This is a genomic window from Paenibacillus sp. FSL R5-0912 (assembly GCF_000758605.1).
In the GTDB taxonomy this organism is placed as follows: Bacteria; Bacillota; Bacilli; order Paenibacillales; family Paenibacillaceae; genus Paenibacillus_AQ.
In genome coordinates, this window is record NZ_CP009282.1 from 3,560,425 (window position 1) to 3,584,798 (window position 24,374).

General features: G+C 50.4%; 18 protein-coding genes and 1 riboswitch. Of the genes, 10 read left to right on the plus strand and 8 right to left on the minus strand.

What is annotated here, in order from left to right; all coding sequences use genetic code 11:
* Positions 1-5 precede the first annotated feature (5 nt).
* Complete coding sequence (locus tag R50912_RS15005) at positions 6-932, plus strand: AraC family transcriptional regulator (RefSeq protein ID WP_052416349.1); 927 nt, start codon at positions 6-8, stop codon at positions 930-932.
* 173 nt (positions 933-1,105) lie between these two features.
* Here R50912_RS15005 and R50912_RS15010 read toward each other — a convergent pair whose 3' ends face one another.
* From R50912_RS15010 to R50912_RS15020, 3 genes are read right to left on the minus strand one after another with little or no spacing between them, the layout of a single operon-like run.
* Entirely contained in the window at positions 1,106-2,245 is a 1,140-nt protein-coding gene (locus R50912_RS15010; RefSeq protein ID WP_042236030.1) for a toxic anion resistance protein, read from the minus strand.
* 27 nt (positions 2,246-2,272) lie between these two features.
* Positions 2,273-3,961: a vWA domain-containing protein gene (locus R50912_RS15015; protein ID WP_042236032.1), complete on the minus strand. Its 1,689-nt coding sequence runs from the start codon at positions 3,959-3,961 to the stop codon at positions 2,273-2,275.
* A gap of 27 nt (positions 3,962-3,988) precedes the next feature.
* Positions 3,989-4,738 carry a hypothetical protein gene (locus R50912_RS15020; protein ID WP_231637859.1) on the minus strand — a complete coding sequence of 250 codons (750 nt, stop codon included), beginning with the start codon at positions 4,736-4,738 and terminating at the stop codon, positions 3,989-3,991.
* A gap of 310 nt (positions 4,739-5,048) precedes the next feature.
* Positions 5,049-5,158: riboswitch (purine riboswitch) on the plus strand.
* 86 nt (positions 5,159-5,244) lie between these two features.
* Here R50912_RS15020 and R50912_RS15025 point away from each other — a divergent pair.
* The 7 genes from R50912_RS15025 (at position 5,245) to R50912_RS15055 (ending at position 14,914) form a co-directional block, all read left to right on the plus strand.
* A complete protein-coding gene (locus R50912_RS15025) occupies positions 5,245-6,210 on the plus strand; it encodes an EamA family transporter (protein WP_042242422.1) in 966 nt (321 codons plus the stop codon).
* Positions 6,211-6,536: 326 nt separating this feature from the next.
* The gene (gene licT / locus R50912_RS15030) at positions 6,537-7,373 is read left to right on the plus strand and encodes a BglG family transcription antiterminator LicT (protein WP_042236034.1); all 837 of its coding nucleotides are present in this window, start codon (positions 6,537-6,539) and stop codon (positions 7,371-7,373) included.
* A 102-nt stretch (positions 7,374-7,475) separates the two neighbouring features.
* Complete coding sequence (locus tag R50912_RS15035; RefSeq protein ID WP_042236036.1) at positions 7,476-9,374, plus strand: beta-glucoside-specific PTS transporter subunit IIABC; 1,899 nt, start codon at positions 7,476-7,478, stop codon at positions 9,372-9,374.
* Positions 9,375-9,419: 45 nt separating this feature from the next.
* Positions 9,420-10,868 (plus strand): 6-phospho-beta-glucosidase, encoded by a 1,449-nt coding sequence (locus R50912_RS15040; RefSeq protein ID WP_442950518.1) that lies wholly within the window; start codon positions 9,420-9,422, stop codon positions 10,866-10,868.
* 296 nt (positions 10,869-11,164) lie between these two features.
* The gene (locus R50912_RS15045) at positions 11,165-12,535 is read left to right on the plus strand and encodes a DHA2 family efflux MFS transporter permease subunit (protein WP_042236039.1); all 1,371 of its coding nucleotides are present in this window, start codon (positions 11,165-11,167) and stop codon (positions 12,533-12,535) included.
* Positions 12,536-12,768: 233 nt separating this feature from the next.
* Entirely contained in the window at positions 12,769-13,068 is a 300-nt protein-coding gene (locus tag R50912_RS15050) for a heme biosynthesis protein HemY (RefSeq protein ID WP_042136836.1), read from the plus strand.
* A 256-nt stretch (positions 13,069-13,324) separates the two neighbouring features.
* A complete protein-coding gene (locus R50912_RS15055; RefSeq protein WP_331281916.1) occupies positions 13,325-14,914 on the plus strand; it encodes an ABC transporter substrate-binding protein in 1,590 nt (529 codons plus the stop codon).
* A 68-nt stretch (positions 14,915-14,982) separates the two neighbouring features.
* Here the strand turns inward: R50912_RS15055 and R50912_RS15060 are convergent, their stop codons facing one another.
* The 4 genes from R50912_RS15060 to R50912_RS15075 form a co-directional block, all read right to left on the minus strand.
* The gene (locus R50912_RS15060; protein WP_042236041.1) at positions 14,983-16,332 is read right to left on the minus strand and encodes an FAD-binding oxidoreductase; all 1,350 of its coding nucleotides are present in this window, start codon (positions 16,330-16,332) and stop codon (positions 14,983-14,985) included.
* A gap of 115 nt (positions 16,333-16,447) precedes the next feature.
* On the minus strand, positions 16,448-17,461 hold the full coding sequence (locus R50912_RS15065) for a FecCD family ABC transporter permease (protein ID WP_042236043.1): 1,014 nt from the start codon (positions 17,459-17,461) through the stop codon (positions 16,448-16,450).
* Positions 17,458-18,480, minus strand: coding sequence for a FecCD family ABC transporter permease (locus R50912_RS15070; RefSeq protein ID WP_042236045.1), 1,023 nt, complete (start codon positions 18,478-18,480; stop codon positions 17,458-17,460). The genes R50912_RS15065 and R50912_RS15070 overlap by 4 nt, the downstream gene beginning before the upstream one ends.
* 93 nt (positions 18,481-18,573) lie before the next feature.
* Positions 18,574-19,545, minus strand: a complete 972-nt coding sequence (locus R50912_RS15075; protein WP_042236046.1) for an iron-hydroxamate ABC transporter substrate-binding protein — start codon at positions 19,543-19,545, stop codon at positions 18,574-18,576.
* 214 nt (positions 19,546-19,759) lie between these two features.
* Between R50912_RS15075 and R50912_RS15080 the strand changes: the two genes are divergently transcribed.
* Complete coding sequence (locus tag R50912_RS15080; RefSeq protein ID WP_042236048.1) at positions 19,760-22,153, plus strand: polyprenyl synthetase family protein; 2,394 nt, start codon at positions 19,760-19,762, stop codon at positions 22,151-22,153.
* Positions 22,154-22,239: 86 nt separating this feature from the next.
* Here R50912_RS15080 and R50912_RS15085 read toward each other — a convergent pair whose 3' ends face one another.
* On the minus strand, positions 22,240-22,854 hold the full coding sequence (locus tag R50912_RS15085) for an alpha/beta fold hydrolase (RefSeq protein ID WP_052416357.1): 615 nt from the start codon (positions 22,852-22,854) through the stop codon (positions 22,240-22,242).
* A gap of 188 nt (positions 22,855-23,042) precedes the next feature.
* On the opposite strand from R50912_RS15085, the gene R50912_RS15090 reads away from it, so the two are divergent.
* A complete protein-coding gene (locus R50912_RS15090) occupies positions 23,043-24,026 on the plus strand; it encodes a diaminopimelate dehydrogenase (RefSeq protein WP_042236050.1) in 984 nt (327 codons plus the stop codon).
* The last annotated feature ends 348 nt before the right edge of the window (positions 24,027-24,374 follow it).

The window sequence follows — 24,374 nt, forward strand, 5'->3', positions numbered from 1 at the left end:
GGATAGTGGCGGCAAAAGCCTTGGAATTGGAATACCGGTACAGGATCAACCATGTCGTCAACTACATGGAAGAGCATCTTACGGAGTCATTAACCCTTGAAGAATTATCGGACGTGAGTGCCTACTCCCCCTATCACTTTCATCGGGTGTTCAAAACGGTGATGGATGAGAACGTGCACGGGTTTATCCAGCGGATCCGCATCGAGAAGGCAATCAAGCTGTTATTGTTTCATCCAGGTAGAAGCATCACTGAGATCGCTTTGGATTGTGGTCTGCAAACTCAGGCCCATTTTTGCAGAGTATTCCGCAAGCATACCGGGCTCAGCGCTTCTGAATACCGGGACAGATTTCGCCTGCGGACGATCGCCGAACGGTTTAGGGCTAAAGTCACCTTGGAAAAGTCCACCGATCTGTCCTGCAAGCTGGCAGAGCTCCCGATCGAGATTCGGAGCCTCGCTCCGATGAATACGATCTATGCCCGATATAGGGGGACTATCAATGAAGGAAGGATTAATTCGGATATTACAGGGCTCTTTGAGCATGTAACCTCGTGGTTGGCCGCGAGAGAAGCCTTGACTAAAGACAGCTTAACTGTCGGACTCATCCTGGATGACCCTTACATTACACCGGATGGCAGACACAGGTACGATGCTTGCATTACAACGGAGCACCGGATGACACCGACTGGCGATCTAGGCGTCCGGACGATCCCGGGAGGCAAGTACGCCCTAGTGCAGCTGAGAGACAGACCCGATAAGGTGAAAGATTTGCTCCACTTAGTCTCCACCGAGTGGCTTCCTCTAAGCCCGTATGTATGGGACGTCTCACGACCAGCCCTGGAAATTTTCTTATCCAACTCGCTTGACCATAAGGCAGGACAGTGGAAAATGGAATTTGGCATCCCTGTTAAACTAAACGAAGCCGGCTTCTGAGGTAACACGTAATAACGGTATTCCGTATGTCTGTGAACACTAGGATATAACGTTATCTATGGAAACAGCGACAGTCAAGGACGCTATTTTTCTGTCCTAAGCTGCCGCTGTTTTGATTTTAGAGCTCAGTCCAATCCATTACTTTATGCTGACAACAGTAGTGCTCAGTAGTGCTATAACCCCAGCGTACTGCCTTTTTCCAGCCGCCGGATCTGCTGTTCTCCGTTATCCGCCAGTTCCCGGAACTGGTTGATCGTCTCCCGCATCTTGGGGAGGGCTTCCTGCTTGTAGGTGCTGATAGAATCGAGTGCAGACAGGACATCCGTGAACGCTTGCTTCAAGGTGTCAGCGGAAATACTGGTTTCGAGCGATTGCTTGTGAATGGCCGCGCCTTGGTCCTTCAACATTTTGGAGGTGCCGCTGATCAGGTTGTTGGTGGTCTGGTTCAGCAGCTCGATCTTTTTGAGCACGATCTTCTGATTGTATAAGGCACTTGCGACCGTAACCGATATTTTGAGCGCAGATACCGTAACATTCCGTGCTCTGTCCACACCGCGGATCAGCTCTTTGTTGTTACGTATTACGACTTCAATGGCCATGATCCCCTGTTGATTCACCACCAGCATCTGCTGCAGGTCCATAACCCGCTGGCGCAGAGGGAAGAGTACTTCTTCGGTGATGAACCGGATTTTATCCTCGTCTTCACTGCGCTGCTTAGCCGCCTCAATCTGCGTCTCGATCTCCTGATCCATGAGGATGCCGAGCTGAATTTCCTTTTTAAGCCGTTTAGTCAGCTCCCGCAGAGTCTGCTGCTCAATCTCTAAGGTGGTATTGTCATTTTTCAGCACGCTTTTGCCTTTATCCAGAGACAGAATGATATCGGAGATGACACTATCCGCCTTCTGGTATTTGGCGAAGTAATTGCGCAGGGGATGGAAGAACTTGCCCAGGAAGCCGTTTTTGGCGAAATCAACTGCACTCGGGTCCAGATCCTTCAGCTGCAGATGCAGCTCTGTTAATCCCCTGGCGACCTGGCCGCCTTTATCACCGGTCTTGGATAGATTACCTACAGATACCTGAAGGAGTGAATTCTTCTCAGAAGAGGAGCGCATGGTGCCCATCCCGAAGCTGTCAATCGACTGCAACACTGATTTGCGTTTCTCCAGTGAATCGAAATCCAGTGCAAGAATATTGGATACATTATTGACCGCCTGTTCCTTCAGCTGCGTAACTTCCTCCGGCTCCGGCTGAACCTGCTCTTCGACGGCCTCTTTCAGCTTCTCAGGGCTGGGAATTTCCATTGAGAATGACATGGGAACCCTCCTTCGGGAATATGGGACTTACATTTGTACATTGAGCAGATTGCCGATTTTGTAGACCACATCTTCAGTATCTGCATTGATATTTGCCGCCTCGTTGATGCTTGAAATGCTCTCGAGTGCCTTGATGTTGGCGTTATATCCAATTGTATATACGGGGATTTTGTAGCTCTCAATCAATCCTCTGATCTCATCCAATGAATGTCCTTCATTCGTTTCCCCGTCACTAAGCACGAAGATCAGCGGTTTCATCTCCGGATGCAGCGTGAGTTCCTCTTTCAGCATCTTCATGGCAACGACCATTCCGTCAAAAGTAGCCGTTCCTCCGGCAGCCTGCAGGCTATTGATCGCCCCAACGAACATGGACTGCTGATTGGTGTCGTATTTGCCGATCGGCAGATTAATCGTCACATCACTGGAGTAGGAGACAAATCCGATGCTGTTGTCCTTGCCCAGAAACTTCTGGCCCTTCAGCAGCGATTCCTTGAGCCGGTTCAGCGGTTCCCCGGCCATGCTGCCCGATACATCAGCTACGAATACTGCGGCAATCGGTTTGCTGCCGTCTTTTTTCTCCTTCCATAGCTTCTGGGCTGAGGAGAGGAGGGAGCCGTTCACCGGAGCCAGCTCGGACTTGTAATCATTCAGACCGTTAAAGCCTCTGTCCGAGGCTGCTGTCTGGGTTTTGTCCTGCACGGCAAATTCGGCGAACTTGCGTATAATCTCCAGCTTCTCTTCTGGCAAATCACCCAGTGCATAGAGCGGACTGTCATGCCGTACCCCGAAGGGGGTAAACACATACCCGCTTGTCAGATCCGCCGCATTGACATATGTCTGATATTCCAGCACAAAGGCATCCAGCATGCCCGACTTCGCCGCATCCCGCATCTGCAGGGTAGTGGAGGCAATGAAAGGCACATTCGCCTGGAACTTCTCAAAGCCTTGAACCGCCTTGTCCCCCAGCAGATCCGTACTGTCGAACGAGCCCAGTGCAGTCACGAGGAAATTCAATCCCGTGGAGCTGGCAAAAGGATCAGTGTAGCCCATCGCGAGCTCATTCGCTGCAATGGCATCGGTGATCGTCTTCACATTAATCGAGCCGTATTTGCCGACCAGCTGATCATATTTCTGCTTGCTCATGACCACCCCGGCTACATTGCCGGCCAGCCGCTCAGATACAAGTTCTGCAGAGACGCCGCTTGCCTTGACCATTTCACCCCATAGCTCATTGGACGGAGTGTAGGCGTCTGGCACATATTTGCCGGACCGGATATAATCCGCGGCTGTACCCGAAGCGATATTACGGATGCTGACAGAGACGGGCTTGCCATCCACGAGGATACCCGCAGCGTTGAAGTCATTGGCCACTTCATTCAGCCAGCCGTCGTTGCCGGTGCCGGATTTCTCGGTCGAGGAGAATATTTCGGCGTAGCTGTCCGTTGTACTGTTCACAGAAAGCGGGAATTTGGAGATCTCGGGCAATGAATCGCCGACTGCTGCCGGATCAAGATCAATTTGCCCTTTTACAGGTGCGGTACTGCTCACGTTAATATCTTTATAGATCCTGTTCAGCTTTTTATCAGCATCTTCTGCAGAGATCTCTGTCTTGGATTTGCCCATGTTCGCGGTCAGGCTGATTCCGAAGTAGACAAGCGCAAAGACGGACACGGCAATGAGGCCCAGAATGATGAATGTTTTGCTTTTCCTGGCCATAATCATCTTCCTTTCCCTACTGATTCACTATTGATAGAGTTTCGTCTGCCCGATCAGGGCGGTCAGCTCCTGCATGCAGGGCATTTCCAGAGCGGCATCATAATCAGCACTTCCGAGCTGGGAGATCTCCAGCAGCAGCTGGTCCAGCTTCAGCAGAATCTCTTCATTTGCTGCCAGACAGCCTTTGACATGGGTGAAATATTCGTTGAACAAGGCGTTCTTCTTCTGGATGAATGTACTTGTGAATCTGCCGGAGTTGAATGTATCCATAAATTGGGAGAACTCGGCGGCATCGAATACGCTTAGCTTGTTCAAGATACTGCGGATATTCAGGTATAGGAGCTTCTCAACGTCTTGAATCACCGTGTGGAACTTCCGGAAACTGAGCTCTGACCGCTCGAACCGCCCGGCAAGAACATTCAACAGCGTCAGCTTCTTCTTATCCATCCGCACCAGCTGATCCAGGGCCAGGGCGACATCCTCTTTCAGTACCCTTACATTACGGTAGCGGTTAAGTTCAGCTATATAGTCTTCCCGTGAATCGAGAGAGGGGACAGCGGGAATAATTGCCCGTTTGAAGAGCAGGGTATAACTCCCGTAGAGCACAATCAGCAGGCTGACAACCAGCAGGGTTACCCCTGCTGCAGTTCCAAGAGCACTGGACCCGCCGATGGCTACTCCGAGTAATCCTGGCGATAAGATAGCAATGTTCAGAATGACGACTCCGGCAATTACGCCCAGCAGCTTCACAGGTCCGGAACTATTCAGGATTAACACCCCCTCCAAGAGTATATTTAGCTACTGCTCCTTTTGATTCGTAAATGGAGAGAAATACTGTGCAGGGTCTGTTAATAATGGGGGAAGCTGATAGACCGTGTGAATCCCGGATCGCTCCAAAGCGTCAGTAAAGCGGAGTTTATTGCGTATTATGAGCAGTTTACCGGCTTTGCCCCTCCTTGTTTGATTACGGTAAGCAATAACACGGTTAATACCGTCACAGAGGTTTATGTTCCGTAACTCCACAAATTTTAAGAATTAAGGGTTGACGCCAGCTCACTTGACGTGTAACATATGAACAGTCGTCAACCCGATAATTACATATTGTTCTCGTATAACCTCGCAGCCATCAGGTACATCAGGGCGAGGGTTTCTACAGGAAGCCTACTCTTCCTAACTACGATGATAAGGACTTTGATACACAGGTCCCTATCCCGGAGTTAGGATTATTTGCGTGTTGCGGCCGACACAACAGAGATTCAGGAGGCATAATTGAAATGAAAGATATGAAATACTTAATCTCCGTGCTCATAGGCGCTATGAGCTACGGCATTTTATCCACAATCGTTGTATTAGCATACGGAGAAGGCTATAAGCTGGGTGAAGTCGTTGGTACGCAGCTGCTGACCGGCTGCATTCTCGCCTGGCTGCTGGCCTTATATACCAAGGTTAGAGAGAACCGCAAACAGCGCAGCCGCGCCAATACTGCGGCCGCGGCTGCTGTCAGCAAGGCTCCGGCTATGAAGCTGGCCTGGAAGCACAGACTGCTGCTAATGCTCGCCGGCGCACCAACAGTGGTTACCGGTCTGCTGTACTATCAGTCCCTCCGGTATATACCGGCTTCGCTCGCGATTATTCTTCTGTTCCAGTTCACCTGGATCAGCGTGCTGATCCAAGCCGTAAGCAAACGCCAGCGTCCTGATAAGATCACCGTGTTGACCTTGATCCTGCTATTCGGGGGAACGCTGCTGGCAGCCGGAATTCTGAATCAGGGAGCTGCCGAGTTCAACGCACTCGGGCTTATGCTCGGGCTGTTATCTGCGGTAAGCTACTCCATGTTTATTATCTTCAGCGGCAAAGCCGTTCCGGCTGCGCATCCTGCCTACCGTAGCGCCTGGATGGTTACCGGCGGCCTGCTGCTGCTGTTCATCCTGTTCCCGCCATACTTCCTGTTTAACGGTTTGCTGTGGAGTCAGCTGCTGTTGTTCGGCTTCCTGCTGGGATTGTTCGGCGCCTTCATCCCGCCAGTCCTGTTCGCCATCGGTGTTCCGCATATCGGGGGAGGCATGGCTGGTATTCTGGGTGCCGCTGAACTGCCGGTTGCCGTGCTGCTGTCCTCGTTCGTACTGCATGAGCATGTGAGCGGCCTGCAGTGGACCGGAGTGATTCTGGTGCTGATCGGAGTCGTACTGCCGGAGCTGTATAAGCTGCGTTGGAGAAATTCCCGGTCGGTCACTTCATCATCCGTGTAAGTTCTTATTCAACAGTAATATGAAGCAGAGGATTAATTTCCGTATTACCCGGAAATCAATCCTCTGCTTATTTGCATACGCAGAATGTTCCGGTCATCCGGACGGAATTTCATTGAAAGCGCAAACATTTTTGTTGCCAAAAGTGAAATAGAGTGCTATCCTGAATTTGGGATTGTTACTGAAAAGGCAAAACCCAAAACATGGTCACGTGTTTTGGGTTTTGCCTTTCTTTATGTTAAGGCCTGCGGGACGCCGCGGGAATCCTTGATTAATCCGTCTACATCCTGTATTGATGAATGAAATTCGGGATAAAGGAGGGCAGAGGGTTGATTATCGAAAAAATTTTCAATAACAATGCCATTATTGCCAAGGATTCAGGCAAAGATGAATTGGTGGTCATGGGACGCGGCATCGGATTCAAGAAGAACGCCGGCGATCCGGTGGATGTATCTCTGATTGAGAAGACGTTTGTACTGAAGCAGAATGATGCTTCGGAGAAATTCAAAGCATTAATGGCAGATGCGCCCGCCGAATATGTAGCCTTAAGCCACGATATTATCGAATATGCCAAGCAATCCCTGAAGGTGCGCCTAAGCGATTATATCTATGTTACATTAACGGATCATTTGACCCATGCACTAAGGCTCTGGGACCAGGGGATCCGCAATACCAATCCGCTCATCTGGGAGATACAGCGCTGTTATCCCAAGGAATATGGTATCGCAATTCATGCCTTGCAGATCATTCAGAGTTATACTCGCATCCGCCTGCCGGAGGATGAAGCCGGCAATATTGCCCTGCATCTGATCAATGCGCAAATGAACAGCTCCGGTCATAGAATTGCTGATGTCACCAGACAGACGCAACAGATCGATGATATTCTCAATATTGTTAAGTATTCCTATAACAACGAGATTGATGAGAGTTCGGTCAGCTATGAACGGTTCATTACCCATCTGCGGTATTTTTTCCAGCGGTCACGTAAGAAGGAATCGGTGGAGTCGGTTGATGATTTTCTGCTCAAGCAGGTACGGACCAAATACAAAAAGGCGCATAGCTGTGTACTCAAAATTGAGCAATATCTGGACACCCGGCTTCTGGATGAGGAAAGGCTGTACTTGACGATTCACATTCAGCGGGTAACACAAAGACAAACTGAATAAAACCTTTGGATTGTTACTGGTCATGCAGGCGAAACCAAATCGGCAGAACAATGCCGGGTGGTTTCGTTTTTTGTTTTTTAATTGGGAATGGGAGGGTTTAGGATGAAATATGATGCACTCGCAAATGAAATTATCAGGAACGTCGGCGGCAAAGATAATGTTAACGGATTAACCCATTGTATAACCCGTCTGCGCTTCAAACTTAAGAACGAAACACTGGCGAACACAGATGTGCTGAAAAATATGGATGGAGTTGTTACGGTCATTCAGAGCGGCGGCCAGTATCAGGTTGTCATCGGCAATCATGTATCTGAGGTCTATGCCCAGGTTATGGCTGCTGGCGGATTTCAGGAAGACCGATCAGAGGCAGCCGCTGCCGGTAAAACAAGCCTGTTCAACAGGTTTATCGATATGATCTCCGGGGTATTCTCTCCGACGCTTGGTGTGCTGTGCGCAACAGGAATGATTAAGGGGTTCACTGCACTGTTTGTGACGCTGGGACTAATTACGAATACTTCAGGTACCTACCAGATTCTTAATGCGCTCGGGGATTGCCTGTTCTATTTCTTCCCGATTTTCCTCGGGTATACGTCGGCGAAGAAGTTTGGCGCCAATATCTTTATCGGAATGGCGATTGGCGCAACGCTGGTGTATCCGGCCTTCGGCAATATAACAGCTGCCGGCGAGCCGCTGTATACCCTTTTTAGCGGAACGGTGTTTGAATCACCGGTGTACATTACGTTCCTGGGTATCCCGGTCATCCTGATGTCGTATACCTCCAGTGTTATTCCGATCATCCTCTCAACCTTTGTAGGCTCCAAGCTGGAAGGCTTCTTCAAGAAAGTGATTCCGAGTGTGGTGCGCACCTTCCTGGTTCCGTTCTTCACTCTGCTGATCATCGTTCCGCTGGCACTGATTGCGATTGGTCCAATCTCCACCTGGGCAGGACAACTGCTGGGAGAGGGAACCTTGTTCCTCTACAATCTCAGTCCGGTTATTGAAGGCTTGCTGGTTGGCGCGTTCTGGCAGGTATTTGTCATCTTCGGCTTGCATTGGGGTCTGGTGCCGATTGCGCTTAATAATATGGCTGTGCTGAAATATGATCCGATTCTTGCGGCTTCCTTCGGTGCTTCCTTTGCTCAGACCGGTGCGGTGCTGGCTATTCTGCTGCGGACGAAGAATGTCAAGCTGAAGTCATTGTCTATTCCGGCCATCATTTCAGGGGTCTTCGGTGTTACCGAACCCGCTATTTACGGGATTACACTGCCGCGCAAGAAGCCGTTTGTTTTAAGCTGTATCGCTGCGGCAGTAGGAGGCGGGATCATCGGTCTGATGGGGACCAAGGGCTACATTCTCGGGGGGCTGGGCATTTTCGGGATTCCAAGTTATATCAGTCCGGACGGTATGGATAAAGGCTTCTACGGTGCAATTGCGGCGATTGTAATCAGCTTCATTCTAGGCTTCATTCTTGTATTCTTCTCCGGATTTAAGGATGAAGAGGCTGCTGAGAGCAAGAGCACAGGCACCCCGCGCAATACGCTGGTGAAGCAGGAGACTGTGGGAAGTCCGCTGAAGGGCCAGATCAGAGCGCTGTCCGAGCTGACTGACGAAGCCTTCTCTACAGGAGCCATGGGCAAAGGAATTGCGATTGAGCCGCTGGAAGGCAAGGTATACTCACCGGTAGACGGGGTACTGACCACATTGTTCGCATCCGGGCATGCCATAGGGATCACCAGTGATAACGGGGTCGATATCCTGATTCATGTGGGCAAGGATACCGTCAAATTAAAGGGCAAATACTTCACTCCTAAGGCCAAGCAAGGTGATCTGGTCAAAAAAGGACAGCTGCTGATGGAGTTTGATGTAGCGGCGATCAGAGAGGCCGGCTATACCCTGACCACACCGGTCATTATTTCGAATTCCGCAGAGTATCTCGATGTGATTGAGACGGACCTGAAGAGCATTGATTACAGGGAGAATCTGCTGACGGTCATGATCTGATCTGTTCAATGAAACCCCAAACGAGGAGGAACTAGAATGAGCATAATGTACAAAAGTTTTCCGGAGGATTTCCTGTGGGGCGGTGCAACCGCTGCCAATCAGCTGGAGGGCGGATTCGATGCTGGAGGCAAGGGACTAAGCACTGCCGATGTGATTACTGCCGGAACGCATATAATATCCAGAAGAATCACACCTGTTCTTGAAGCCGGTTCTAACTATCCTAGCCATGAGGCAGTGGATTTCTATCACCGCTACAAGGAGGATATCGCTTTGTTTGCCGAAATGGGCTTCAAAGTATTCCGCTTGTCCATCGCCTGGTCACGGATTTTCCCGAATGGGGATGATGCGCAGCCGAATGAGGAGGGCCTTCAATTCTACGATCAGGTCTTTGCCGAACTCAAAAAGCATCCGATCGAACCGCTGGTGACGATCTCCCATTATGAAACCCCGTTTCATCTGGCTGAAGCCTATAACGGGTGGGCAGACCGCAGAACGATTGACTTCTATGTCCGTTACTGTGAAGTGATCTTCAATAGGTACAAGGACAGTGTGAAATACTGGCTGACCTTCAATGAGATTAATATTCTGACGATGCCGTTCGGAACATTCATGGCGGGAGCGATCATGCCACAGGGCAATGCAGAACTCGGTACTTCCGCAATCGGCGACAATGAGCAAATGCGTTATCAGGCGCTGCATCACCAGTTCCTAGCAAGTGCCAAAGCCGTGAAGCTGGGGCATGAGATCAATGAGAAGTTCCAGATCGGCTGCATGATTGCCTACATGTGTTCTTACCCGTTGACCTGTAATCCGGAAGACGTTCTGCTGGCGCAGCAAAAGGATAATCTGAGCAATTTCCTCTGCTCGGATGTACAGGTCAGAGGCGCATATCCGGGCTTCGCTACAAGATACTTCAAGGAGAAGAATATTAAGCTCCAGGTGGAGGGGGAGGATGGGCAGACGCTGCGGGAAGGCTGTGTAGATTTCTACACCTTCAGCTACTATTCATCCACCTGTGTAAGCGCAGCACCGGATCAGCAGGCAATCGGAGGCAACCTGTCGATGGGGCTGAAGAATCCATATTTGCAGGCAAGCGCATGGGAATGGCAGATAGACCCGCAAGGGCTCAGATGGTCCCTGAACCATATTTACAACCGATATGGCATTCCTATGATGGTAGTGGAGAATGGACTTGGAGCTGTAGATACCGTTGAAGCGGACGGTTCGATCAAAGACATCTACCGGATCGAATATTTGCGGGAACATGTCAAGACAATGGGAGAAGCGCTGGAGGACGGGGTAGAATTGATCGGCTATACTCCTTGGGGCTGCATTGATCTGGTCAGCGCAGGAACAGGCGAAATGAAGAAGCGCTACGGATTCATCTATGTCGACAAGGACAATGAAGGGAAGGGCACACTGGCCAGATCCCGCAAAGACAGCTTTTACTGGTACAAAAATGTAATCGCCAGCAGCGGAACACAGCTGGATTAATCAGGCTATCAGCAATGACTTCATAAGAATAGCAGCCAAACAGTGTTTCTGCACTGCTCGGCTGCTATTTTATTGTGTAACGAGAATGCTACGATGCTGACTCCTGTAAGTACAGATTGACAATCTGTACTTTTGAATATATTGTAGATACATTAAGTCTTTGATAGAGTGGTTTACGGCCTGTCTAATTAACCGGGAATATTCTGTCAGAAGTTAAGCGGTGAGCGTATTTCGTTTTTATTAAGGACTTAATATATCTTCAATATATCCAATAAAGCGAGACAGGTGGAGAGAGAATGGAAAAAAACAGACCCGGATTAATCGTATCTTCGCTGGTCATCGCGAATTTCCTCGGGCAGCTGATGCAGACGATGCTGAATACGGCATTGCCCAGAATGATGCTGGATTTGGGGATTGATGAGGGCAGGGCCCAATGGCTGATTACCGTATATTATCTGACTGCAGGCATAACGGTGCCTGTTGCCGGGTTTTTAATCGGAAGATTCACGACAAGAGGTTTATTCTTTACTTCGGCAAGTGCCTTTGCAGCAGGTACACTGATCGCGGGAATATCCCCGGACTTTATCTTGATTCTGTGCGGGCGTATTATTCAGGGCCTGGGCGCAGGCCTGCTGATGCCTCTGTTCCAGACAACGATTCTTAGGGTGTTCCCGAAGGGGAAGATAGGCTCGGCTATGGGATTAATCGGACTGGTAATGGGGCTGGCTCCGGCGCTGGGTCCGACCCTGTCAGGATTAGTCGTTCAGGAACACTCCTGGCGGATTCTCTTCTATGCATTGCTGCCGGTAGTGATAGCCAATCTGCTGCTCGCTGCGTTCAGTCTGCAGAATGTGGGGGAGAGACACCGGGAGAAGCTGGACTACATATCTATTTTATTCTCAACAACCGGATTTGCCGGTCTGCTATATGGAGTTAATCTGGCAGGGGATCAACGTGCTTCGCGGATATGGGCAGGAGCCGCTATCCTAAGCGGGATATTGTTCATAGTTCTATTTATCAGGCGTCAGCTGAAGCTTACCGCTCCATTACTTGATTTCAAGCTGTTCAAGAACAGAAGCTTTAGCCTCGCCTCAATCATTGGGGTGCTGTTGTTCATCGTAATGGTGGGTGCTGAGCTGCTGATTCCGTTATATGTGCAGAATGTCCGGGGGCTGACGCCAAGGGAGTCAGGTCTAATGCTGCTGCCGGGTGCGCTGCTGCTGGGGTGTACCAGTGTAATCTCCGGGAAAATATATGACCGCTATGGAGTGAGGCTGGTGCTTCGCGGCGGGTTTACCCTCATTGCCGGGGTATCTTTGCTAATCTCGCTTATGTTATCCCAGGATTCCTCCATACTTATACTCGCTGTGCTCTATGTATTTCTAATGGTTGGAATCGGGTTTATTATGACACCTGTTACCGCCTATGCGATGGCAAGCGTATCTCCCAAGATGATTGCACATGCCTCTCCAATGACGATTTCGATCCGCTCGTTAGCCAGCTCTATGGGAGGGGTTCTGCTGATAGCCATAATGACGATTACGATGAATTACAGTTCTTTCGCATTCCCGGTGAATATGATGCAGGGATTCCATGCCGCTTTTTGGAGTTTGACCCTAGTGGCCATAGCCGGATTAGGTTTATCGTTTAATCTGAAGGGGTTGTAACTGCGATCGGGAAAAAGGCAGAACCTGATCTGGAAGCGATCCTGAAGCTCAAACCGGATATTATCCTCAGCAGCACAAAGGAAAATGGAAGAAAACAGGAGAGAGCCCAGCCCGGCTCTCTTTTTGCTGCACTAAGAGCTGGCGCAATTTATTGGTGAATTATATATAGCACCTTATATTATGTTATAATAAAATTCTTATTGTAAATTACAAAGAATAGAGGTCGCTAGAGGATGAAAGTTAAAGTTAACCGCAATGCTGCGAAGGTTCTGAAGGATATGCTGAACACTCCTGAAGCGGAAGGCAAGAAGATCCGCGTCATTATTACTCAGGATCACGGCAATCACGGCCACTATGATGTTGCTCTTGATACACCGACGGAGCATGATGAAGTGGTTGCCACGGATAAAGGTATCGAGATTGTGCTGGATACACGTCAACCGCTGCTCGACGGTGTCTGGATTCAGTATTTCTATGTTCCCCAAGAAGGCTTCTTCATTACGAATCCCTCCACAGGATTTCTTGAGAAATAAGCAGCTGAATCTGATATAGCACCATATGGTTTGAGACGGCATTGTCTTAACAGCCTTATAAGGGCTGCTAAAGCTAATGCCGTCTCTTTGGGCTGTTAAAATAAACAGAACGGCAAAATTCATCATTTATTGTACTTCCGCCCAAAAAGTCGTTGCAAAAGTATGTATAATCGTTGACTGCCTACATTAGACCGGCTTGGATTTTTTATTATACTGTAATTGTAAGCGATTACACATACGCTGGGGGGAAATTCAATTGAATAAGAAAAAAAGATTAACACTGCTGTCCGGTATACTGATGATCTCTCTGCTTGCAGCATGCGGCAATAACAACGGTAATGCCGGAGGAAGCATGGCGGAGCCGCAGGCTTCGGCAACCGCGACAGAAGCTGCAGGGACGAATGCCAGCCCAGCCGGAGATTCCGGCACAGTGGATACGTCCCAGCCCGTAACACTAAAGATGATTTTTGTAGGACCTAAGCCGGTCGACTATGACCTGGTATTTGGAGAGATTAACAAGAAGCTGAAGGAAAAAGTTAACGCTACGCTGGAAGCCGAGTTCCTGGACTGGTCGGATTGGGCGCAGAAATATCCGCTTAAACTGGCGGCGAATGAGAATTTTGACCTCATCTACTCTGCCAACTGGGCAGGCTATAATGATCAGGCCCTCAAAGGCGGGTTTCTTGAGCTGACTGATGAATTGCTGCAGAAGTACGCGCCGATGACCTGGGAGGCGATGCCGGAGGTGGGCTGGGGTCAGGCGAAGGTGAACGGCAAGCTCTATATGGTGCCTCAGAACCGCGGGGAAACGATTGAGAAGCTGATCCTGTACCGGGAGGACCTGCGCAAGAAATATAATCTGCCGGAGATCAACAGTCCGGAGGCGTATGCTACTTATCTCAAGACGGTCTCCGAGAAGGAGCAGGGTGTCACTCCGTTCGTACCGGAGACAGGGGACTGGAAGCTGCACAATCTGGACCGGGTCCTGCTGAAGCAGCAGAATGAATGGAACATGTTCGACTTTGATCTGCCGATTGGCTTCAAGCTGACAGATCCGGCCGGTAAGGTATTCAATGTATACGAAACTCCGGAATTCAAAGAGCTTGTCTACTATTATAAAGATCTTGCGGATCACAATGCCTGGTCGAAGAGCGCACTCAACAGCAAGCTGGATCACCAGCAGGAGTTCCGTGCAGGCAAGACCGCATCGATCACACACAATCTTGGCACACTAGGCGCTTTAATGACGGATATGCGCGAGAAAAATTCACCGTATGAGCTGGCTCTGGCTGATATTACACCGGACAAGAAGAAGTCTGTTGCTGTCTCCACCCAGAACGGGGTCTCCATTCACGCTACGACCAAGAACCCGGAACGTTCACTGATGGTGATTGATCTGCTGCAGAATGACAAGGAACTGCATGATCTGATGATGAACGGCATAACGGCTGTGCATTATAATCCGGTTGGCGACGATAAATATACGAATGCTGAGAAAAATGCTAACTATACCGGATTCTCCAACTGGGGCTTTAACTCCCCATTGAACCGGGACAACGCCTCCTTCCCTGACGAAGGCAATGCACTGACTGACAAATGGGAAGGTGAGGTTTACCACTATCCGCTGGAGACCTTTGTCTTCGACAACAGTAAAGTGAAGACGGAGGTAGCTAATGTCGGTAATGTGATGCTGCAATATGGCATTCCGCTGGAATACGGTTCAGTGAAGGATGTGGACGGCGGACTGGCCAAGCTTCAGGCACAAGTGAAGGAAGCAGGAATTGATACCATCATCGCAGAGGTTCAGCGGCAAATTGATGAATTCCTGGCTAATTCCGGGCAGTAAAAGGCTGGAACCATAAGAAGGAGGCCCGCAGGATATATGCGGGCCTCTTTATAAGTTTAATCTTATTATTATACTTTACGGGCCGGGGGAATGCTCTGCGGATTGTTAAATACATTTCCGGGGTCATATTTGGCTTTGACTCTCCGTAACCGGGGATAGTTCGCTCCATAATAGACCGGGCCGGAATGTTTGATCCCCTGGTCCGGAACATTAATATAGCTTCCGACGATGAACGGCTGCAGCTTCCGGCGTGTATTCCGCACTATGGCAATATTTTTGGCAGCATCCGATTTCTTGACCCATGAACTGTTCCACTCTACATAGAATTTCGCTTTACGCCAGTAGAAGGCGGTAGATCTGGGTGATTTACGGCTTACAGCCCCGCCCCAGTTGAGGAAATAGAATCCTGCGAACTCGCCCTCCACGTTCTCAAGGAACTCACGCATAGACTTAAACGCTTTATCCGGGAAAGGTTTTCTTCCGAAACCGCTGGAGAACTGGTTGCTGAATCTTTGGGTCTGCACCGGATCGGGAGCCAGCAGGAAACTCACTACTTTGGGATAAGGTAAAGAGCGGATCAATTGATTCGTGGGCGTCCCTACGTCCGTAATGGGCTTTAAGAGGCGGACCGCCTCCGCTTTTGATCCGAGGAACAGGCCCAGCATGCTGACATTACCGCCCTTTTTGGGACCAATGGATAGCTCGCTGCCCAGTCTGGTGTTAACGGAAGGAGCCCAGCGCTGCCAGGCTTTGAGTACCTTCTCGAACTGATTCCAGGGCCAGGTGATGCGGAATACGGTCGCCGTGGCCGGCGCGGGACGCACTTTGAACTTATAACGGGTGCAGACTCCGAAATTACCTCCGCCACCCCCGCGCGAAGCCCAGAGGAGATCGGCGTTGCTGTTCTTATTGGCGACAATTATTCTGCCTTTGGCATCCACCATTTCGAGCTCAATCAGATTATCGCTGACAAGGCCTACGGTCCGCTGAAGCGGCCCAATTCCCCCGCCTAGTGTAATGCCCCCGATTCCGACAGTAGGGCTATCCCCAAAAGGGGCCATGTATCCCTGCCGTGCAAGCGTATGGGCGATTCTTCCCACCGTATTTCCGGTCCCCACAACTGCAGTTCCCGATTTTTTATTGAGCTTGATGCTCCTCAGTTCACTTACATCGATGACAATGCCTCCGTTGACCTGGGACAGATTGACCTCCAGCGAATGTCTGCCGCTTCTTGGCCGGATAGGGATGTTATTCTCGTTGGCCCAGCGGATGGCGTTGGCTACATCCTGCGTTTGCTGTGCAAAGACAAATACCTTCGGGAATCTGTCCGTATGCGGATCCCAATTTTTGCGTGCCGTTTCATAGCCCGGATCACCTTTATAGATAACCCGCCCGGTAAGTCTCGTTCCTGATTTCAATGATTCCAGCTCCTTTTGAGCTAACAATTTAACTGCATGTATGCAGTTAGGTCCCGATATAGTATGTAGGGCGTTAGTCTATGGAGTGGGCTTTCGCGGAGAGTTTGCGTCAGTACTATCCTTCTTTCTTCAATAGAAGATACAGGAAATAAGGAGCGCCGATAAATGCAACCATGATTCCGGCGGCGATACCGTCTGGCTGGGTCAGGTTACGGCCAATCGTATCTGCCAGCAGCAGCAGCCAGCCGCCGATTAATATGGATACCGGCACGAATTGCTGGTGCCTCGCTCCTACCAGGGCTCTGGCAATATGCGGAGCCATCAGGCCGACAAAGGCGATGCCGCCGGTCATCGAAACAGCCGACGCCGCCAGCGCAACCGCCGCCAGCATAAGGAGGACCCGGTCTCTGGAGACCGCCACGCCTGCACCGATAGAAGTAGGCTCATTCAAAGCAAGCAAATTCAGTGTTCTGGATTTGTACAGCACATAAGGAACCAGAAGGATCAGCCAGGGCAGCAGGGCCAGAACGAAAGGCCAGTCTGTACCCCACACATTGCCGGCCAGCCATTTGGAGATGAAGTCCACCTTGGTCCTGTCCACGGAAGAGATGAGTACGATCATCACGCCGGAGAGCGCCATGGAGAACCCGACTCCGGTGATGACCAGCCTGATCGGCTGAACGCTATCGGTGCGGGTGTAGGAAAACGCATAGATGAGTACAGCGGTTACCAGGGCTCCGGCGAATGCCGCAAGTGGAATCATGTATATGAAGGACCCGGCGTCAATGGATGCAAAGATGAAAAAGACGGTAACCCCGACCCCGGCCCCGGCATTAATGCCTATAATTCCCGGATCAGCCAGCTCATTGCGGGTAATGCCCTGCAGAATAGCACCGGATAAAGCAAGCGCCATACCTGCGAGCAGCGTAATCAGTATCCGGGGGAGGCGGATGGAGAACAGTACAAAATTATCCTCGAAAGAACCGTGCCCGAGGATTGTCGGAATCAGTCTCCCGTATGACACCGGGGAAGATCCGATCCCTATTCCGATAACGATGGTAGCCAGGATAAGAAGCATGAGCAACAATACGACAAGCGGTTGATTACGATACAGCCGGGCTGGTTTCATGAGAAGGATCGCACTCCTTTACGGACAATGAACAGGAAGAACGGCAGGCCCAGCACAGCCACGATCGCGGCGACAGGCGTTTCGAACGGGACGTCAATCATCCGGCCGAGTGTGTCGGCGAACACCATAAAGGTGGCGCCGGCAATGGCGGACAGCGGCAGAATGGCGCGGTAATCTGTCCCGGCAAACACCCGCACGAGATGGGGGATCATTAGGCCGACGAAAGCGATGTTGCCGACAAGCGCAACAGCAGCGCCTGCGAGCAGCGTGATCAATATGTACAGTGCAATTTTAACCTGAGTCGTCTTGAGCCCAAGACTCACAGCCGTTCCTTCGTTCAGACTAAGGATTGTCAGCTGACGGGACAACAGAATGGAAACGATGAGGCAAATGATAATTACAGGAGCTATTGCTGTAATCTGACCCCAGGTGGTGCCGATCAGCCCGCCGGATGTCCACATCGATACATTTTTAGAGATCTTAAATTGAAGGCTGATTCCTTCGGCTACAGCGGTCAGCAGAGCGGATACGGCAGAACCGGCCAGCACCATCCGCAGAGGCGACATATTCTGCCTCCGGAGTGCAGCGATCCCGAACACCAGCATCACGCCACAGGCTGCGCCGATGAAACAGGCGATCATGATTCCGTAGTATCCGATGGAGGGGATGAAGGCAAAGGATACCGCCAGTGCAGCATTGGCACCTGCGGTCAAACCAAGGAGTCCCGGATCGGCAAGCGGATTTCGGGTTAGTCCCTGCATGATTGCCCCGGCAACAGCAAGGGCAGCGCCTACCAGTATGCCGCCGACTTCACGGGGCAGCCGCAGTTCACGGATGATAGAGATATCACCACCCGTAGCCTTCGGGTTGCTGATGGCGCTCCAAATATCCGCCAGTGAAACATTTTTGGCACCAAGCCTGACCGCCAGGGCAAATACGGCCACAAATAAAATCATGCTGACGAGCAGCTTAAGCATAAAAGTAGAGTTTATCGGCTTTTGCGGAGACTGTTTTCCCATTTCAACCATCCGTTCCTTATCAGTTTGCGAAAAAAAAGAACGCGATTTGCGCTCCTTTTTTCGGTTTCACGTGGCTGGATTATTAAAGATTATTTAATTTCCCAGCAATGACTTGGAAATAAAATCAAGCTGATAGTCGAGTGACAGTGCATCGTTGAAATAGAAAGATGTAGCATCTATTTCGTAGACATGGTTATTTTTGACGGCCGGGATATCCTTGTAAGTGGAAGTCTCCTGGAAGGAAGCATCACCGGCAGGGTCTTTGCTGTAGATCACGTAATCTCCCATATAATCCGGCAGGATTTCCAGTGACAAATTGAAATATCCGTCTTTGGCTGTCATTTCCTTCACTTTATCCGGCATCTTCAGCCCCATGGCCTGATAGATGATTTCTGTACCGCGTCCCCAGGCGCTGCCGAAGGTGTACAGATTTTTGGAATCTCCTTCAATAACCGAAATCGTGCTATCAGCACCGATTTTGGCTTTGATTTCTTCACCGGCGGCCTGGGCACGTGCCTTGAAATCAGCAATCCAGTCAGCGGCTTTCTGCTCCTGGTTAACCGCTTTGCCGATCTCCAGGATCTGCGTCAGATAATCCACTTTGTTATATGTATAGGTAACTACTGGTGCAATTTGTTTCATCTTGTCCAGGTTTTTGGTGTCTGACGAAGCAATGATTAAGTCTGGCTTGAGATTCAGAATACTCTCCACATTCTCCTCGGAGACTTCGGCGACATCCTTCAACTGGTCCTGGAAATTCGGATTTGCTTTGATGTAGGAATCCACTCCGGCGAGGGGGACATCCAGAGCGAGCAGGTTGCCTGCGTATCCGGCAAGAACTACAACACGCTGGGGATTAGCGGGAACTTCGACAGGTCCGGTTTCAGACTCATAAGTAATGGTATCCGCGCTGCTGTTGTCAGCACTTGCAGTTGCGCTGGCTTCGGGTGCCGGTGTAGTTGTGGCAGCAGTTGTATTGCTGCTTGCACTGTTGCTTGCATTATTGCCGCAGGCACTTAGAAGCAGGAGGGTAAGGATGAGTAAGGGTAACAACAATTTCTTCATTACTGGTAATCTCCCTTTCCGTGATGTTTTATGAAATTGATAATCATTATCAATGATATGACTGTTAAAACTTTAAATGTTTATAGGCCGTTTGTCAATCCTTAACTTGATTTCGTAACCATGGTGCCAGTTGTTCGTATTAGGATAAAAAGCAGGATCCCCATCTGTTCAAAGGCCGAAATACAGCAAAATAAACCAATATGAAGCTAAGGTTGTGCATCCTATGAATGAAATTGTCAGAGATCATCCCCATACAGGTTATCCATTGGCTGAGCAGAAGGCCGCCCGCTACTTAAGCTCACTCCATGATCAGATGAAGAGCCAATCTTATGTGACGGCGTTGACGGCGGATATCCATGAATGGAAAAAAAAGCATATCCGGCGCTTCTCCGTGTTGTCCTTGTGGTCACCCGGAAAGAAAAAGCCGGATACCCAAGATTATTACCGCTACATCCAATGGCTGAATTACACAGGGAAGCTGGATGATTATCTGGACCGGAGCGTCTCGTACATTTATATGAGGGATCTGGGTAAGGCACCGGATTCTCCAGATACACAGAAACGGATCAGGAGAACCATCGCTGATCTGAACCAGCATCTGCTGAAGTCTGCCCGCTCAGGCAGTGGAGAAGTGCCGGATTTCATGAATCTGGACGGGGTATACCGCTGGGCCCAGAAGGAAGGGATAGAAGCTGCAGTGATCTGGGTGTTTGCCAAATTAAGATCTGTAGCTGCCCATATACCGGAGGGAATGAACGCGGAGCATGCCCAGCGCAAGCTAATCAAGATTATCGTTGGCGTTATTCTGCATGTTATCGAAGAGATGGACGATGATACTGCGCCTGTGGAACGCTCCCGGAGATTGGATGAAGCGATCAGGCTTGGCTATTCCTATGGACTGACGTATCCTTTCGTTGACGATCTGCTGGATTCAAAGATACTGACGGCTCGTGAGAAAGAACAGTACTCCGAGCTGATCCGTGAGGCACTGCTTACCGGGGTTGTCCCTGGGCTGGGCGGCTGGTCCGGCGAGAATATGAAGCTGATCGGATACATTCATTCGGAGCTTTCAGAGGCATTCGAGTATATTAAGCAGCAGCAGCGGCCGGAGACACAGCATATCTTTTTCGGCCAGTCCTATGTTTTTTTTCAGGCTCAGGATAGGGACCGTGTCAAAGTGCTCACCAAGAGGGATTACACTAACGAAGAGCTGTACATCCCCGTTATCTTGAAGTCATCGTCGTCCCGGCTCATTGCGCGTTCGGTGATTAGTGCGTCTGAGGATGAGGGATTTGAAGAGCGGACCTTCTTTTTTGGCCTATACAATCAGCTTGCCGATGATTTCGCGGATATGGCCGAGGATATGAGTGATGGAGCCGTAACGCCTTACACTTATTATTTGAAATATCATGAGCAAAGGCCGGATCTGATGAATCCTTTTGAATTATACTGGGCGGTGATCTCCAATCTGATCCACAGTGTATACCACTCCGATGCCAAAGCCCGTGAGGTAATACTGGATCGGGCGATTAACGGGCTCAAACGATACAAAGAACGTGTGGGATCAGATAAATATAATGAGACGATGAGGATTTTTGCACCAGGAAATACAGAGTTTAACAGGCTCATTCAGATCATGGTAGACAAAGCGGATGAAGTGGACTTTTTTGATAAGCTGCTGCGGGACCGGATGATTGAGCACTTGAAGAAGGATGCCAGGGAGCAGAAGGAGTTTGCCGATACGTTTAAAAGTGTCCGCAGTCTGATCAATGACGAACTGCTCTTTACCAAGCCACAGGAACTGCCGGCCATGAAGGAGCGGCTGATCGATGCGGCCAATTACAGTCTGGAGGGTGACGGCAAGCGGGTGCGTCCGATTCTAACCTGGGTGATGGGTGTGAAGGAATACGGCTTGGAGCCAGCAGCCATAGTTCCGCTTCTCCGCTCGCTTGAATATATGCATACCGCCTCCCTGATCTTCGATGATCTGCCTTCCCAGGATAATGCCGCTACCCGCAGAGGGCGCACGACCCTGCATGAGATTCACAGCAGTGCAGTTGCGGAGTTAACCGGTCTGTATCTGATCCAGAAGGCCATTGGAGAGCAGGCATCGCTTGACCGATTTAAGGCGGAGACTGTGCTTGCCTTGATCCGTTATTCGGCCCGGAAGGCAGAGGAGATGTGTATGGGCCAGGCGATGGATTTGGATGCAAAAGGCAAAACATTGACGCTGGAGCAGCTGAATAATGTGTGCTTTTACAAAACAGGAGTGGCCTTTGAGGCGTGTCTGGTCATGCCGGCTATGCTGGCAGAGGTTGGTGAAGCAGAGATCGCTGCACTCCAAAAAATCGCTTACCATATGGGGATTGCTTTTCAGATTAAGGATGATTTGCTTGATGTGGAAGGGGATACGCATGTACTTGGTAAGCCTGTCGGCAACGATGTTGTTAACAATAATTCGAATTTTGTCTCGATTCTTGGTCAAGAAGGGGCCAGTAAAGAGATGTGGGATCACTATTGCAAGGCCAATGAGGCACTGCGCGGGATCCCGCGTAATATTACCTTCCTGAAGCATCTAATGAATTATGTGGTGAACAGGGAGCGGTAAGCCCGGACTAATCGATCATCCGTCTGACCTCATCTGCGACCAGCCCGGGCTCGCTGTACATGATCATATGACCGGATTGCCGGGATTCAGGTTGCTCCCTCAGCAACCATGGTATGAGCTGCCCGCATAGTGAAATCCTCCTGCCGCTGTTCCTTGTAGACATCCGCTGGCAGAACCTTGCCCGGCTTGCTTCCCATCAGCTTGTATAAGCCGGTTCCGGCAAGCAGCGGAAGGAGGGTGTTCATCTTGGCGAAATGCTTCACGGAGGCTTCCTCGAAATACAGCCTGCAATGCTCGTCTGTCGGATCGACCAGAACAATTCCGCGGATGATGGCGGGGTTCCGTGCAGCTACAGTGCGGACGACAGGCCCGCCCCAGCTATGTCCGACGAGAATGAAGGGGCCTGCTCCTAAGCGGTTCAATAGGCACATGAGATCATCAGCCATTCTGCTCAGGGTCCTTGGGGCGTGGTCCACGTCACTCTTTCCGCTGCCCGCCCGGTCGTAGACGACGGCCCGCGCGTACCTGGCGACTACCGGCTGCACCAGCCCCCAGGCAGAGCGGGACATCCCCATGCCCGATTCGAATACGACAGTTACCGGACCGGATCCGTTCTCCATGTAATGGAGCTGAAGCCCGTCCAGTATTTTTATGTAGTGGCTGTTTCCATACGTATGAGATATCGCAGCTGGCAGCTTCATTTTCCACCCCATCCATTAAGAATGATTATCAATTGGACTCATTGTAAGTGAAGAACGGGGAAAGGACAAGTCCGGGAAAATTCAATTTATATACGCTTAATTGTTTACATTTCGTGTAATGTATATATACTTATAATTTAAAGGATTCATATCTCCGGGTTAACCGGCAAGGGAGGACTATATTAAACATGACTTCAAACATCAGAGTTGGGATTGTCGGTTACGGGAATTTGGGCAAGGGGGTGCAGCAGGCGATTGAACAAAATCCGGATATGGAGCTTGCAGCTATATTTACCCGCAGAGACCCGCAGCAGCTGGCGGAGATCACAGGAACAGTTACAGAGCATATATCCGCAGCCGAGCAATACATAGGCAAAATCGACGTAATGATTCTGTGCGGCGGATCAGCAACAGATCTGCCGGAGCAGACCCCACAGCTGGCCCGGCTGTTTAATACAGTGGACAGCTTTGACACCCATGCCAAAATTCCTGACTTCTTCACTGCCGTGGATAAGGCAGCCCAAGGCGGCGGGACAGTTAGTGTGATCTCAACGGGCTGGGACCCGGGAATGTTCTCCATGAACCGTCTGCTGATGCAGTCCATCCTGCCGGAAGGTGAGGAGTATACCTTCTGGGGCACCGGGGTCAGCCAAGGGCATTCGGATGCGATCCGCCGCGTTCCCGGTGTGAAGGCAGGCGTGCAATATACCGTTCCTGTCCAGGAGGTCATTGACAATATCCGCGGTGGTGAGACCCCGCAGCTGACTACCCGCGAGAAGCACCGCCGCGAATGTTTCGTAGTGGCGGAAGATGGGGCGGACCGTGAGGCAATCACCCGGAGCATTGTGGAGATGCCGAATTATTTCGCCGATTATGATACAACGGTGAACTTCATTTCGGAGGATGAGCTTGCTGCGAAGCATTCCGGCATGCCGCATGGCGGCTTCGTTATCCGTAGCGGTATAACCGGCGGCGGAAGCAAGCAGATTGTCGAATTCGGGTTGAAGCTGGACAGTAATCCGGAATTTACGGCCAGCGTGCTGGCAGCCTACGCCCGCGCAGCTGTCCGCCTGAAGCATGAAGGCCATAAGGGTGCCAAGACGGTATTCGATATTCCGCTTGGCCATCTGTCCCCAAAATCGGCAGAGACGCTGCGGCGCGAGCTGCTGTAGGCTGGCGAAGAGTGAGCAACGGGCATGCTGGTGGGAGCAGCCGGCTGCTGTGATGACGATGATCTGGCCGGGGCTCGCCCGGGGGAGACCCTGATCCTGCTTAAAAAGCACAGCAGTTGGAACAACGGTCCGTTCGCGGAGCGTTCTCACCACGAGTTTATGTGTATCTTATACTCAAAAAACTAGGGGTGTCTCAAGCAGCCATTTCATGGCCTTTGAGACACCCCTTCTGCAGGTTCTGCTGGAATCAAAAAAAAATCAGAGGTAGAAGTACCTCTGATCCATAGGGAGTGGAAGGAACCGGACAAACACGGTTACTAAATAAGCTGGACGAAATAGTCATACTGA